Consider the following 15466-nt stretch of genomic DNA (forward strand, 5'->3'; position numbering starts at 1 on the left):
ATCTGGACAAAATTCCTGCTTACTTATCGCGAATTAGCAACCTGATTATCAGGCCACAACTCTATACTTTACGAACCCTGCGAGCTGAAGTTAAACAGCAGGTTCGTTACTGGATTCGTATTTGTGGTATTGCCGCTGAACAAAGCGCTATCGCCATTAAACAGGCTGTTACCGCTTAAATCGACTAAATCGCCGATAGCAATCCCACCTATATTTCCGATGCTGGTATTGTCACCACCACCATGATTATTGATCAATTCCTGATTAGTTAGCTCCTCTACGCCGAGGTTAGCAAAATCGAACGTTTTCATAACGATATAAAATTTAAGTTGAACAATACGGAATGATGGACTCATCAATCCGATTACTTTTAATTAAATCGCTCTTTATGAGAAATTTACACTTATTGGCGCGATACGTTGTAAACCGGGCTAGCTACTGAAGCGTTACCAGTCCACAGAATCTTGTCTCCAGGATCACTATCAAAAACCTTGATATCTGTCGCCTGAAAACCAGATGAATTACTTCTATCGCCACCACCTTGATTACCAATCATTTCCTGATTAGTGAGCTCCTCTACATGGAGAGCAGCCAAATCGAGCGTTTTCATAATGAGATAGTGTTAGGTGAACATTTCACTTATGTAGCTACTCATTTCGACTTGCAGGTACGCAAGCCGTTTGTCTACGAATTGCTCGTATTGAAGCTAAAACCGATACCCGTTGATGGGCTTGTATTGGTTGTGTTACCGCTGAACAGAGCGTAATTCCCGTTGAACAGACTGTTGTTACTTACATCTACTAAATCGGCAACTGTAATTGAGCCGATGTTTAATAAACTGGTGTTGTCGCCACCACCGTGATTGTTAATCATTTCCTGATTGGTTAGCTCCTCAACACCGAGGGTAGCAAAATCGAACGTTTTCATAACGATATATATTAATGGTGCCTACTCTATATGCTTTTCGGCGTCCGCTTCCCAACAACAATCGGGCTTTCAGAAACTATTGGCGAGCCGTTTTGCCGTTTGGATGGGACAAAGTTGGGGGATTAGTCGGCCCACTCTGATAACTTGTCTTTATAAAATAATAGCTTTCAGTTATAAAATTATAACCCGCATAAGTAGGCCATTAACTCATTATTCAGAAAATCCTTCCCCAAAATAAATCTAAACTCTGTCATGCTTCCGTACGTTTACCTACAGACTTACCATATATAACCGTTCTGACTATGCCAGCTTGATCTACTCGTTTAGTGTTAGTTATTCCATAAATGAAAAGACTATGCCTTTGCTATCAGAGAAGCTTCGTCGGTTACGTCAGTTGTTTGGCTATTCGCAGGAATATATCGCTTTTAACATGGGAATGACCCAGCCTGCTTATTGTAAATGGGAAAGCGGACAGACGCAACCACCTATTAATAAGCTAGAAGGCTTAGCCAATTTATACCAATTGAGTTTAGGTGATTTACTGGCCGAAGATGAACTGGAAATGATTCGCAAGCTGCTGGCCGACGAGCGTTTCGCCGAGAAATTACTGGGTCGGGGAGATGTCAACTAATATTTGATCGAATCAACTTTTTTGCCATACTGACGAAGCCGGGTCGCTGATCCGGCTTCGTCGTATGATAAAATGCTACAATAAATCTCTTTGGTAAAAGCTTCACCGGCTAACCGTAAATCCTACAAACTGCTCTAACGAATCTGGATTACGTAGTGTGTCTTTGCTGGTAGCGAGCGTCGGGTCCATCCCTGACAGAATCTTCTTGACGGGTGTCTCCAGTTTTTTTCCACTAATCGTATATGGTATTTCTTCAATCGCAAAAACGGCGTCGGGAACGTGGCGCGGACTGAACTGGGAACGTAGCGTTTGCCGAATACGGTCTTTTAACGTATCGGTTAACGTAGCACCGTTACGTAGCACCACAAACAGAGGCATAAAATACCGCCCGCCCGGCTGCTCAAGACCAACCACCAGACTATCCGCAATTTCAGGCAAACTCTCTACAGCACTGTAAATTTCGCTGGTGCCGATACGTATCCCATCGCGATTCAACGTAGCGTCGGAACGGCCGTAAATAATGACGCCGTTACGTTCGGTAATCTGAATGTAATCGCCATGGCGCCAGATGCCGGAATATTCTTCAAAATAGCTTTTCCGATACCGATTATTATCGGGATCATTCCAGAAATAAATGGGCATCGACGGCATGGGCTCCTGAATGACCATCTCACCTAGCTCACCACGTACTGACTGGCCTTTACTATCGACCGCTTCAACTTTGCAGCCTAACATTCGGCACTGGATTTCGCCTTCATAAACGGGCAATAATGGATTTCCGCCCACGAACGCGCTGCAAACGTCGGTGCCGCCACTCAGCGAAATCAGCCACACGTTCGATTTCACCGACTCATATATCCACCGAAACCCTTCGGGCGGCAACGGCGATCCAGTCGAGCCAATGCTACGTAGATAATTGAGCCGGAACGTAGCACCGGGTTTTAGTCCCGCCCGCAGACAACCCAGAAAATAAGCCGCGCCACCGCCAAAATGATTGATACGTGCATCATCGGCTAGCTTCCAGAGCACGTTTAAATCAGGATACGCGGGCGAACCATCATACAGAACCAACGTAGCACCAGCCAGCATCGACCCGACAGCATAATTCCACATCATCCAGCCGGTGGTCGAGTACCAGAAATACCGTTCACCCACGCGCACGTCCTGGTGCAAGGCCAGCGCTTTTAGATGTTCGAGCAGACAGCCACCCACGCTATGCGTAATGGCTTTCGGTTTCCCGGTAGTACCTGACGAATACAAAACCCAGATCGGGTGCTCGAACGGAACGGCTTCAAATGTTAATCCATCGGGCGCGGAGGTTGCCAATACGTTGTCCCAGTGAACAGAAAATCGGCGCGACTGACTAATCGAGTCAGGCCATACGTCCGCTAATTTAGACGAATCGCCAGCCAGGTAAGGTACCCAGATTACCTGACGTAGCGTCGGCAATCGCGTTATCAATTCCTGAACCGAATCGGTTTTATCAATAGACTTACCATTGTAACTATAACCATCAGCCGCAATCAGAATTTTTGGTTCGATTTGCCGAAATCGCTCCACCACACTAGCCGTACCAAAATCCGGCGAACAACTCGACCATACGGCGCCAATGGCATTTGTCGCCAAAAACGCCACGACTGCTTCGGGGATGTTGGGCAATACAGCCACAACACGGTCGCCTACACCAACCCCCTGCTGGCGCAGATACGTTGCCACGGCCGCAACCTCCTGCTCGAGCGTTTCCCAGGAAATGGCTTTTACAGGCTGATGCTCCGAGGCATACAGCATAGCCGGTCTGTCTGAGTGCCTCTGTACGGTTTTGTGTCGAAAAATATGTTCGGCATAGTTGAGCGTGGCCCCTGAAAACCAATCCGTTCCGATCATATCCCGCTGCGATGGCCGAAACACCACCTGCTGATAAGGCGTATGCGACTGAATGTCAAAAAACTGCCAAATACTTTCCCAAAAGTCTTCCAGATCCGTTACCGACCAGTCCCATAAATCGTCATAATCCCGGAAATACAACCCTTTTTTGACAAACAGCCAGTCCATGTATCGCTTCATGCAGGATTGCTCGATGGCTTGACGCGACGGCGTGTAAAGTGGAGTCAGTGTTGGACGGGGCATAGGAGCTTAGCTGATGGTTATCCGTCATCGGTATCCAGCTTTCGGATCCTGTTGACTATCGACTAACGACTGGCAACTATTGCCTAGTATTATTGCTTACTTCGGATTGTTTTTCCGATAAAAATTGTTTGCATAAAATCACCGGGTACTACGTTGCTTAAAAAAGGCGTAACTTTGCACCCCATTTTACATCTACCTCAGTAAAAAAGCTGACAATCAGCCTTGTTTTCTTCTTTAACAATACGATTTACTGTATTTTTCCATGAATCAGGATTCAGAACAGAACGACCGGGGCAGACGCCCTAACCGTGATGGTGCCCCCCGCCGGGAGGATCGTTCATTTGGCCGTCGGGATGACGCCCCACGCTTTAATCGGGACAACGATAATGACCGACCCCGTTTCAATCGGTCAGATAATTCAAGAGATTTTAACAGCCGCGACGACAAACCCCGTTTCAATCGGGAACGTAACGACCGGCCTTTTCCCCGCGACAACGACCGGCCATCACGTGGCAATGACCGTTTTGAAGGACGTAGCCAACGGGATAATTCCGAAAGCCGCCCACCACGTTTCAACCGCGACCAGCCCCAACGGGATAATTTCGGATCGCGCGATGATAAACCACGCTTCAACCGGGAACGTAGCGACCGGCCATTTCCCCGCGATAATGATCGTCCAAGAGGTAACAGCGACCGATTTTCTGGTGGGAATCGGGACGAAAACCGGGGTCAGAATTCACGTTTTGAACGTAACACCGACCGCTTCGGCAGCGAGCGCCGTTTCAACGATCAACGTAACGACAAACCCAGTTTTCGCCGTGACGACCGCGATGGAGATCGCCCTCGTTTCAACCGCGACGATCAGAATAACGACCGCCCCCGTTTCAATCGCGATGACAACCGTAGCGACGAGCAACGTAGCGGTCGATGGCAGGAACGGAAACCAGAATGGGGCAAACCCCGCGAACGGACAAACAACGATGAGCAACGTAGCGGAAACCGTTTTTCGGACCGACGTAACGACGACCGGCCAAACTTCCGTCGCGAACGTGATAACGACTCGCCACGACGTAACGAGGGACCAAATCGTTTTTCGAGAGACGAGCGCCCGTCATTTAAGCGCGAAGGCGGATTCAACCGGGACAACGACAATCGGAACAGAGATCGTTTTGGAGCTAGCGAACAACGTAGCGAGAACCGACGAAATAGCCGTAACAACGAAACAAATCAACCTGAAAATTCTCGCTTTTCGCCGGAGCAACGTAAAGAATCGGGCGAACGTCGAACGGGCAAATTCGACAAAGCGCCTAATTATCAGCGGCCTTCTTTTGAAGAAAGAGGCTCATTTAAACCGAAACGTGGACCAAAAAGTGACGAATCAGCCAGACCCAAACGGAAATCGCCTGAAGAAGATGGCCTGATACGTTTGAACCGATATATTGCCAATTCGGGCGTCTGCTCGCGCCGGGAAGCTGACGAATTAATCGCTCGTGGCGACATTTCGGTTAACGGCAAAGTCGTCACCGAAATGGGTTATAAAGTCAAAGACGGCGATACCGTAAAATACGGCACCAAAGTGCTGAATCCAGAACGGTTCGTCTACGTACTGCTGAACAAACCCAAAGATTATATCACCACCACCGACGATCCGGAGGAACGTAAAACGGTGATGGAATTAGTGGCCGATGCGGGTAATTACCGCATGTATCCCGTCGGTCGCCTAGACCGAAATACAACTGGTTTGCTGCTCCTCACCAACGACGGCGAACTGGCGGATAAGCTCACGCACCCATCGAACAACATTCGCAAGATCTATCAGGTTGAGCTGGACAAACCGATGACGACTGAGCATTTCGAAGCCCTTCAGCAAGGTATTGAACTAGAAGACGGCCCCATTAAGCCCGACGCGATCAGCATCGTAACGCCCGACGCCTACGTAGTGGGCATTGAAATCCACTCGGGTCGCAACCGGATTGTGCGCCGGATGTTCGAGCACTTCGGTTACGAAGTCTCCAAACTTGACCGTACTACGTATGCCGGTCTGACCAAGAAAGAACTTCCCCGCGGTAAATGGCGCTTCCTCGAACCGAAGGAAGTTATTAAGCTGAAGTACTTTAACTAAAAAGAGCGAAAGAATGCAAGAGTGAAAGAGCGAATCTGCCGGATGGTTTGCTACCGGATGTTATTCGCTCTTTCACTCATTCACCCTTTAGCTCTTTAAATATGAATCACCTTTTCCCTTATATCGAGCGGACGTTGCTGCATCCGGGCGTTACGCTCAATGAGCAGTATGAAGTGCTTGATGAAGCGACGCAACTGGGATTGGCGGGAATGACGGTTTCGCCGTTTTGGGTAAAGAAATTCCGGCGGGAAATGGGCGATACGCACCCTGCTACGTTAGCAACGGTGGTTGGTTTTCCGTTTGGCTACCAACGTACCGAAGCCAAGCAAACCGAAGTCGAATGGGCGCTGGCCGATGGCGCCAGTGAAATTGAGGTAGTAATCAATACGTCGGCGCTGTTTTCGCCAGCATCTGTCTGGCTGAAAATTGAGTTGGCTAAACTGGTAGCGCCGGTTCACAAGCAGGAAAAATTCCTCACCGTTATTCTGGAATCGGCATTGCTTACCGTCGACCAGCAAAAGCAGCTCATCAAACTAGCTGCCGACGCCGGAGCTGATTTTATTAAGAATGCAACGGGTTTTGCTACGTCCGCTACAGCTAATTTACCAACGTATCATCACGAATCAGCTATTACGTTCCGGAAGCACGTTCCTAAATCAGTTGGTGTAAAAATCGTAGCCGACGGCGCCAGCGAGCAGCAACTGGAAGAATTGATTGAGTTGGGTGTAGAACGCTTGTCGATTAGTAGTTTGCGGAAGTTGTAGTGATTAGTTTACTCAATACGACGTTTTAGAAGATCGTATATATCTTTTCTAGGTCCAACGGCGATTATCGTAATGAGAATAACTTCACCTTCAACGGTGTAGACGATTCGGTAATCGCCGGTTCGTAACCTGAATAGTTTGCTATACCTTTTAGCTGGTTTATATTACCTACACGTGGCGATTCTGCTAATTTGTCTATGGCTTTTTTGAGCTTTCTTGGACAGCTTAAGTAAATCATCTAAAGCAGCTTCATCGTACTCTATTCGATACGCGTTAGTCATGAAAGGGAAATATTACTCGGTCAATTTTTATAAACCCAAACGGGCCTTTACTTCTTCGGGAGAGTAGCGCTTGTTGTTTTGCGCTAATCTTGTTGTTGCTAATTCACCATCAAGCTTATCTTCCAACTGCTGATAAAATTCATAGTCCTCAAACGATATGACGGCGGCTACGTTCTTGCCAGACCGGGTAATAATAGTAGCTTCCTTACCAAAAGCGGCTTTGCTAATGATTTCTGAGAAATTTTTACGGGCATCCTGAGTACTACTGACTGAATGGGTCATGGTTTTCGAGAGTAATTTATATGGTTACAATCAGTATTAATACCTGTAAGTTCTGTACAGAATGTACAATTTATATACATATCCATCTCCTGAATAGAAACTTGTCTATTTAGGGAATGAAATTAGGGAAGTAAAAGGCGGCAGGACTATTCAATAATAGTCCTGCCGCCTTTTACTTCCCTACAAAAGAGCCGCTTTATTACACAATCTTCAGCCCATCGAACTTCCGGCCTAAAATCGCTACGTCGTCGGCACCCAGGTAATCGCGGAGAAGCGTAGCGTAGATTTGCCGGAAATCAACGGAATAAACTAAATCACCCTCATCGAGTTTGGTGAGATTAGGCGCTTCGTTCAGAACCCGTTTCGAGGGCAGTCCACCACCAATCAGGAATACGTTGTTGGCCGTTCCGTGGTCGGTACCGTTACTGGCGTTCTGCTTCACCCGCCGACCAAATTCCGAAAACGTCATCAGTAATACGTCGTTTTGGCGACCCGCTGTTTTCAAATCGGCCATAAACGTACCAACCGCTTCGGCGTATTGGCCCAATAACCGTTCCTGCTGCCCTGGCTGGTTGATATGGGTATCGAAACCGCTAATCGATACGTAGTAAACGCTCGTATTTACCCCCGACTGGATGAGTTGCGACACCGTTTTCAATCGATTACCTAACTCACTGGCCGGATAGCTTGTGGATGTAGCAGCCGCTTTCGCCTTATCGAACACGTATTCCGCCGATGATACGGTTTCGGCCAGGGTTTTGTACAGATACGAAACCGACTGATGTTCATTAGCTGGCTGTTCTTTGCTTAGATTGGTCACCAACCCGCTACGTGTCTGATTGTATAGTTTTTTAGGATCAAGCAAAGCCAGGCCATTTAACGTATCGCTCTTCATAGCCAGACTCAACGTATCATCGACTTCGATAGTCCGAAAGGGTTGTTGCGGTTTACCAGCACAAGCCGCGTCCAGATAACGACCCACCCAGCCCGTATGCATGTATTTATCAGAATCGCTGGCGGTTTGCCAGATGTCCATCGAGCGAAAGTGCGAGCGGTCGGGGTTGGGATAACCAACGTTGTTGATCACCGTTACCAATCCTTCGTCGTACAACGCTTTTAAAGGGCCCATAGATGGATGCAGCCCAATGTCGTCATTGAGTTTCAGGACTTTTTCCGGGCGAATCGCAATCGTCGGACGTTCGCGGTAGTAAATGTCATTCCGATACGGTACAACCGTATTCAGGCCGTCGTTTCCGCCCGACAGCTGCACAATCACAACGATTTTCCCGTTCGGTGCGACCGGCTGGCCCATCATCTGCGCTTCGTAGGCTTTCAGAAAATGCGGAATCAGCAGGGTGCCCGCCGTCGTAAAAGCCGATTGTTTCAGGAAGTTTCTACGGTTCATAATGGTGAAAGAGCGAAAGAGAGAAAGAGCGCTACTGGATGACTATTCGCGCTTGCACGCATTCACTCATTAAGTTAGTTGATACTCGGGCAGGCTCATGAGCGCGGCTGTTAGGGCATGGATGCGCTCGGAACGAGTCTGATCGGGTTTGGTTTGTTTTTCGATGATGTTACGTTGCTCGGTACGTAACGGGAATGGCAATAATGTAAGCGCGATGGAGTCGATTAACTCATTATCAGCAGTTTTGGCGAACGACGCTTCGAAATCGGCCCAGTCGACTTTTGTCTGAAAACGGGCGGCTCCTTTCCGCGCCAGTGGCTCTGTATTTACATCACCATCTGCTTTTGGACGTATCGCAACTTCGGCCGCTTTCAATACGTAGTTGGGTAATTGCATCCGAAACAGCAAGCTCGATGAATCGATCCAGTTTCCGCCACCCGGCCAGCCTGCTACGTTCGGCGGATAAAAAAGTAATTGTCCGAGCGTTCGCTGCACAAAAATTTGCGGTTGCGGCTGATCGAATTGCACGCCAAGCGTGTGGCGCAGACCGGCCAGCAGCTCAACCGGCGATTTGATATGCGCACCGACGTTTTTAGCATCGTAGAACCAGTCGGCAGAGAAGATCGTCTCCATCAACTGCGCGATGTCGTAATTGCTTTTATAAAACTGCTCAGCTAACGTATCGACCTGTTTTTTATCTTCCTCTTCATTCACGAAGAAACGATAGATTTTGGCAGTGATATAGTGAGCCGTTTCTTTTCGTTCGAGCAGCATGGCTACAACGTCCTCACCTTTGAAAGCGCCCATTTTGCCAAAAATCGTTTTCTCGCCCTCGTCATGCACCCGCTCCCGGAACACAAATTCGCCTTCGGGTGTGAACTGCCAGCCCGTAAAAGCGCGGGCCGTTTCCTTGATGTCATGCTCCGAATAATTTCCCCGACCCAGCGTAAATAATTCCATCACTTCGCGGGCGAAATTCTCATTCGGTGCATTTTTCCGGTTCTGCTGGTTATTCAGAAATTGCAGCATCGCCGGAGATTTCGAAACAGCCATCAGCAAATCGCCGAAACGACCCAACGCATGCTGACGTAACGTATTAGCATATTGCTGCATAAAAAGCGGGTTACGTCCCTGCGCCCGACAAGCAAAATGACCATGCCAAAATAGAGCCATCTTTTCACGTAACGACGACTTCCCCGACGCCATCTGATCGAGCCATTGCAGATTAAGGCCACGCACTTTCTCAGCATTCTGCCGAATGCGTTCCTTGAGCATATCCTTATCGAGTTGTCCATCCCGAAAGAGACCTTTCAGTTGTCGCTTCGTTTCGTTCTGATCAGCTTCCACCACCCGTAACTCGGCGAAGGACTCACTGTCTTTCAGCAGCTTGCGCACCGCCTTACGTAACGATTGTCGGGATGCTTCGGTAAGTTCAGTCGGCGTGGCACCGAATCCGGCCCGGCTATACAGATAGCGCAATCGAGCAATCTCCTGGGATTGTTTTGTGACTATATCCATCAGCAACGGAGCAGTTTGAGCTAATAGGATGCGCGAAAGCCACAAAGGTTTAATAACCTGCGGATTAAATCAGTTTAATCTCCTGATAAACAGGATGGCGACATGTAAAACTCAGTGTTCTATTATCAAAACTCAGTTGGTGGTGGCGCATTTAGGTCAGCATCCAGAAAGTCAGAGATCATTGGTATCAGCCAATCCGTCCGGTGCAACATGCCTATGTGCGTAGTACCCGGTAGAATGGCCAGCCGTAATTGTGGCAACCCGTGCAGATCTCCCTGCTTTCCACCACCTTTAGCCCGGAACAGTTCCAACGCATGGTCAAAGCGTACACCATCGGCATCGCCAATGGCCATAAATATGGGGGCCTGTATATTCTTTACGTCCTTCGACCAATCATAAGATTTCAGATCTACACCGACAATCTTTTTCACAAGTGCCGAAAAATCAGCCGTGTCGTATCCGAAACTAGTATATTCTTTAGTATATTCTTTCTCTATTTGACTACCCTTGAACATGTCTGCGGTGAAGGTAGCAAAACTAGCTTCTGTATCGGGCCACCATCCGTCGTGCGCATAGGTGCCCGACAACGCTATGAGCCTGCGTACCTGTTTGGGGTGGCGCACCGCGACCTGGAAAGCTATTCCAGTTCCCATACTATATCCTAGTACGTCAGCGCTGTTTACATTGAGGTGTTCAAGCAAACCGGATACATCGTCGGCCATACCTTCGTAACTTAATGTACGATCTATATCCTTTGTGCGGCCATGACCCTGCATTTCGGGTACAATTACTTTACGGTCTTTGGCCAGCAGAGGTATGAAACGCGACCAATTCAAAGGTATCGATAGAAAAGAGCCATGCAGCAGTACCAGAGGTTTGCCTTTACCGTATACCTCATAATACATTTTTAACCCGTTTACGTCCGCATAACCGCTTTCGGCTGGCTGTAGTTTCTGACTGGTATCCATGGCTTTTGACGTTGTTGAATCGTTTTGGCCTTTGAAGTAGGCTGGCAGGATGCAAGAGCCGCTACAATGCTAACAGCACAGAGCCCGATTATGTTATGCCTATTCGAATTGTACAGTTTTGTTACAATATCAATGCCGTACGGCCTGCGGTACGGTATTACTGGAGCTAAAAGCGACGGTTATTCCCCCTGTTTATACTACTCTTACATGCCTGTTTGTTTTATGCTCACGAATTTGCTGTATATAGATTGGCCTTAAATTAAACAGTAGTTAATAACATCTTTTCCGCGCAACGGGGCTCCACTTTTTTTCGTACTGAATGCGTACCTTCGTTACATATTCTTTGCGTCTTTTTTATGAATCAACGTTTATGGAAATTATTTAAAAGCGGATGGGCAACTGTCGGTTTAGTTGTCGCTACGTTTGCCATAACCGTGGCTCAGCCGCTACCACAGTATAGCGTTCAGCAACAGGTGGTACAGAAAGCCGTTCAGCGATCCATTGAACAACTACAGACTGAAAATTATCGGCAGGCCCTGGCCGAAGCAACACGTCTCAAACGTCCCGTTCTTCAACAATCTCCATCGGGCCGAATCGTGATGCTACGTGGTATCAGCGAGCGGGGCGAACTGCTATATGACGCCACTAACAGTACCACTAAAGCCGCTCAAAGTACCCGAACGAATTCGTTGTATGCGGGTGGCAGTCTGGGACTTGCGCTCTCGGGCAGTACGTTGACGGATAAGCTGGCGATGTGGGATGGCGGCAAGGTACGTAACACCCATGTTGAATTCAGAACCAATTCGGGGAGCCGCGTTACACAGGTTGATGGTGCCGCTACGTTATCGGCCCACTCTACCCACGTAGCCGGAATTATGGTTGCTGCTGGCGTCAACACGGCCGATAAAGGCATGGCTTTCGGCACCAATCTACGAGCTTATGATTTCAGTCAGGATGTTAACGAGATGAGTTCTGCTGGGCCTAATCTGCTCATTTCTAATCATTCCTACGGATCAAATGCAGGTTGGGTATTCAGCGATACACGAACTACGGCCACCAAATGGGAATGGTGGGGCGACACAACAATCAGTAAAACAGAGGATTATAAGTTTGGGATCTATAATTCAACGTCAATTTCCTGGGATAGAATCGCACTGGCGTCTCCTTATTATTTAATCGTCAAATCGGCGGGAAATAATCGTGGTTCAAATGGGCCAGGTGCCGGACAGCCTTATTTTCTCGGCCTCAGCGATGCCACCAGCACAGCGCCCCGAAATAATCAGGATGGTTATGATCTGATTCCAACGTATGGCACAGCCAAAAACATCCTAACCGTCGGTGCTATCAACAACCTGAACTTTGGCTATAACCAACCTGCCGATGTAGCAATCAGTACGTTCAGCAGTTGGGGACCAACCGACGACGGACGTATTAAGCCGGATATTGCAGGCGTTGGCGTCAACGTATTATCCTCAACGTCAGAGAGTGACAGCGCCTACACGTCGCTCAGTGGTACGTCGATGTCGTCGCCCAACGTAGCGGGTTCGCTGCTGCTTTTACAGGAACTGTTTTCGCAACGTAACAATGGCCGTTTTTTACGATCATCAACGCTCAAAGGGCTTGCCATACATACTGCCGACGAAGCGGGCAGTGCGCCAGGGCCTGATTATCAGAATGGTTGGGGATTACTTAACATGGAACGTGCCGGACGGGTTATCCTCAACACCGACCAGAATTATTCGCTGGCTGAACAAACCCTGGCGCAGGGTGAAACCTTCTCAGTAGCCGTCGTTGCTTCAGGCAGAGGCCCATTGATGTCGACAATCTGCTGGACTGACCCTGTCGGCACAGCATCTACTACTTTAAACGACCGTACGCCCAAGCTCGTCAACGACCTCGACATTCGCATTACCGATGGCAAAACCGCTACGTTACCCTGGATACTCAACCCCGATAATCCGTCGGCTGCGGCTACGCGGGGCGATAACATCCGCGACAACGTTGAGCAGGTGCTCATCGCCGACCCGACGCCCGGAAAAAGTTACACCATTACCGTTACGTCGAAAAATACGCTCAATGGCGGTAAGCAGGATTACGCCTTATTGATCAGTGGCATCGGCGGCAAAGCGTATTGTGCGTCTGCCGCTTCATCAACCAATGATACTAAAATCAACCGGGTTCAGTTTGGGAGTATTAATCAGGCTGGCGCTGACGGCTGCACGTCATATACTGATTTTTCGCAGGTAAAAACGAATGTTCAGGCCAGCCAGCAAATCCCGCTGACGGTATCGCTAGGCAGCTGTGGCTCAGTGAAGAACGTAGTAGTAAAAGCCTTCGCTGACTGGAATCAGAATGGTACGTTCGATGATGTAGGCGAAACACTGGTTACGTCCGACATACTACCGAATTCAGGTCAGTTCACGGCCAACGTAACAGTGCCCGCCAGTGTGCAGCAGGGGCAGTTTATCCGACTACGTATTGTGGCTACCGAAACGGATAATGCTACGTCTGTGTCGGCCTGTGGAGCGTACGGAAATGGCGAGACGCAGGATTATGTATTGAACGTAATTCAAACGTCCAACGATGTTGGTGCAACGGCACTGGTTAGTCCAGAAGCTAATTTCTGCGGTCAGACCGGAACGGACGTAACGGTGAGTGTCCGGGTGCGGAACTACGGCAACGCAGATCAGGCTAACGTACCGGTCAACGTTCAGGTAATAGACGCCAGCAATACGAACGTAGCAAGCTTGACGGGCGTAGTTCCGAAACTTCTGGCGTTTCGGGAAAGCAGCCTGACGCTTTCGTTACCAGTCGGTACTACGTTATCAGCTGGGCAAACATATCGTTTTGCTGTGACTACTGGCCTAAGCAATGACCAGAATCCTGCCAATAATACCCTCATTACCAGCGTATCAACCGCTCCAGCTCCAGCGCCCGGTTTATTCACTGCTGCCCGTTGTGGAAGTGATACGGTTATTGCGCTACGTAACACCGGAAACGGAACGGCCTTCTGGTACGACGCGCCCATCGGTGGCAACCTGATTGCGGCCGGGAATCAGATTTCGGTAAAAACGCTGCCTACAAGCGGCCAGTTCTACGCTACGCTCAACGATTTTTCCGGTACGCTGGGGCCAGTTGACAAAAAAGCGTTCGGTGGCGGCACCTACAGCAATAATTTCGGTCCGGCTCCCATTATTTCGACCACCGTACCCATCGTTCTGGAAAGTGCGCGGCTTTACATTGGGAATGCGGGTCAGTTGACATTTACAGTACGTCGCTACGACAACACAGCCATTTCGAGCGTAACGCTGGACGTAGTACCTACCCGAAACCAAAGCCTCACGGCCACCACCAACAGCCAACTCGTCGACGACCCTGACGATCAAGGGACTGTGTATCCCCTCAACCTAAAAATTCCGCAGGCGGGTGAGTACAAAATCACTATCGAATACGCCAACGGAGCGTCTATTTTCCGAAGCAATGTAGGCGTTAATGGCTTTCCTTACCAGCTTAAATCACAGAATGGACAGGCGGTAGTAAGCAGCAAAGGAGCACTTTTTGCCAACGGTAGCACAAATGACACGCTCAAAACGGCCTGGTATTATTTTTATAACCTGCGCGTCCGTTCGCTCGATTGCCCCAGCCTGCAACGTACGGCTGTACAACCCATTAGCGCATCGGCTACGACAGCCAGTGTTACACCCAACGGATCGGCCAGTTTTTGTCAGGGAGCCAGCATTATACTCCAGGCTAATACTGGCAGCGGGTTAACGTATCAGTGGTATCGTAATGGACAGATAATCAGTGGTGCTACAAGCAGTAGCATTCAGGCCGCTACGTCAGGAAGTTACGCGGTCGACGTAGCGAACGTTTGCCCGGCGGTACGTTCTTCAACAGTCACTCTCACGTCACGTACTGCACAAACGCCCACTGTAACGGTCAATGGTGGTACGCTTACGTCGAATGCCATTTCCTCAATTCAGTGGCTCAATAATGGCGTACCTATTACAGGTGCTACGTCTGCTACGTATATTGCTGGTCAATCGGGACGCTATTCCGTCAAAGGAAACGTCAACGGCTGTGGCGAACTGGTTTCTGATGAAGTTGCCGTAACGATTTTAGCGGCAGAACCTATAGATGATAAGGCCGAATTGAATGTGTATCCCAATCCGGCGACGAAGCAAATAATTGTATCGCTTTCCATCACGTCGGCGAGACCTACGCCCCCCACGCTACGTCTAACAGACATCCGCGGCCTGACGGTCCGGCAGTCAACGCTACAACGGGATGGAAAAACTTATCAGGCGGTAATCGATATTTCGGACCTGCCTGGCGGTACGTTTTTTGTGGTAGTTGACGATGAACGGACGGAGTTTGTCCGGGTGAAACGAATTCAAAAACACTAATCGGACTATCATTCTGCTAACCCTCTACTGGCTTA

General features: G+C 48.9%; 12 protein-coding genes and 1 pseudogene. 4 read left to right on the forward strand and 9 right to left on the reverse strand.

Going from position 1 to position 15466, the window contains the following annotated elements:
- Positions 1–68: 68 nt before the first annotated feature.
- The 3 genes from ACYVF1_RS19860 to ACYVF1_RS19870 all read right to left on the reverse strand — a co-directional run bounded on the left by ACYVF1_RS19860 (position 69) and on the right by ACYVF1_RS19870 (position 927).
- The gene (locus ACYVF1_RS19860) at positions 69–311 is read right to left on the reverse strand and encodes a hypothetical protein (protein WP_461082045.1); all 243 of its coding nucleotides are present in this window, start codon (positions 309–311) and stop codon (positions 69–71) included.
- Positions 312–403: 92 nt separating this feature from the next.
- Complete coding sequence (locus ACYVF1_RS19865) at positions 404–610, reverse strand: hypothetical protein (RefSeq protein WP_461082047.1); 207 nt, start codon at positions 608–610, stop codon at positions 404–406.
- A 74-nt stretch (positions 611–684) separates the two neighbouring features.
- A complete protein-coding gene (locus tag ACYVF1_RS19870) occupies positions 685–927 on the reverse strand; it encodes a hypothetical protein (RefSeq protein WP_461082049.1) in 243 nt (80 codons plus the stop codon).
- Between the two features lie 355 nt (positions 928–1282).
- On the opposite strand from ACYVF1_RS19870, the gene ACYVF1_RS19875 reads away from it, so the two are divergent.
- Entirely contained in the window at positions 1283–1558 is a 276-nt protein-coding gene (locus ACYVF1_RS19875; RefSeq protein WP_461082051.1) for a helix-turn-helix domain-containing protein, read from the forward strand.
- A 102-nt stretch (positions 1559–1660) separates the two neighbouring features.
- Here the strand turns inward: ACYVF1_RS19875 and ACYVF1_RS19880 are convergent, their stop codons facing one another.
- Complete coding sequence (locus ACYVF1_RS19880; RefSeq protein ID WP_461082053.1) at positions 1661–3685, reverse strand: acetoacetate--CoA ligase; 2025 nt, start codon at positions 3683–3685, stop codon at positions 1661–1663.
- 262 nt (positions 3686–3947) lie between these two features.
- Between ACYVF1_RS19880 and ACYVF1_RS19885 the strand changes: the two genes are divergently transcribed.
- On the forward strand, positions 3948–5807 hold the full coding sequence (locus ACYVF1_RS19885; protein ID WP_461082055.1) for a pseudouridine synthase: 1860 nt from the start codon (positions 3948–3950) through the stop codon (positions 5805–5807).
- 101 nt (positions 5808–5908) lie between these two features.
- Positions 5909–6571 carry a deoxyribose-phosphate aldolase gene (locus ACYVF1_RS19890; protein ID WP_461082057.1) on the forward strand — a complete coding sequence of 221 codons (663 nt, stop codon included), beginning with the start codon at positions 5909–5911 and terminating at the stop codon, positions 6569–6571.
- Positions 6572–6579: 8 nt separating this feature from the next.
- Here ACYVF1_RS19890 and ACYVF1_RS19895 read toward each other — a convergent pair.
- The 5 genes and pseudogenes from ACYVF1_RS19895 to ACYVF1_RS19915 all read right to left on the reverse strand — a co-directional run.
- Positions 6580–6711: pseudogene (locus tag ACYVF1_RS19895) on the reverse strand (type II toxin-antitoxin system RelE family toxin); the annotation flags it as partial.
- A 168-nt stretch (positions 6712–6879) separates the two neighbouring features.
- On the reverse strand, positions 6880–7134 hold the full coding sequence (locus ACYVF1_RS19900; protein WP_461082059.1) for a type II toxin-antitoxin system Phd/YefM family antitoxin: 255 nt from the start codon (positions 7132–7134) through the stop codon (positions 6880–6882).
- 199 nt (positions 7135–7333) lie between these two features.
- Positions 7334–8539, reverse strand: a complete 1206-nt coding sequence (locus ACYVF1_RS19905) for a DUF1501 domain-containing protein (RefSeq protein WP_461082061.1) — start codon at positions 8537–8539, stop codon at positions 7334–7336.
- A gap of 69 nt (positions 8540–8608) precedes the next feature.
- The gene (locus ACYVF1_RS19910) at positions 8609–10057 is read right to left on the reverse strand and encodes a DUF1800 domain-containing protein (RefSeq protein WP_461082063.1); all 1449 of its coding nucleotides are present in this window, start codon (positions 10055–10057) and stop codon (positions 8609–8611) included.
- Positions 10058–10182: 125 nt separating this feature from the next.
- Positions 10183–11025, reverse strand: a complete 843-nt coding sequence (locus ACYVF1_RS19915; RefSeq protein WP_461082064.1) for an alpha/beta fold hydrolase — start codon at positions 11023–11025, stop codon at positions 10183–10185.
- A gap of 356 nt (positions 11026–11381) precedes the next feature.
- Here ACYVF1_RS19915 and ACYVF1_RS19920 point away from each other — a divergent pair, with 356 nt between their 5' ends.
- Positions 11382–15431: a S8 family serine peptidase gene (locus ACYVF1_RS19920; protein WP_461082066.1), complete on the forward strand. Its 4050-nt coding sequence runs from the start codon at positions 11382–11384 to the stop codon at positions 15429–15431.
- Positions 15432–15466 lie beyond the last annotated feature (35 nt).

Source organism: Spirosoma flavus (assembly GCF_054778555.1).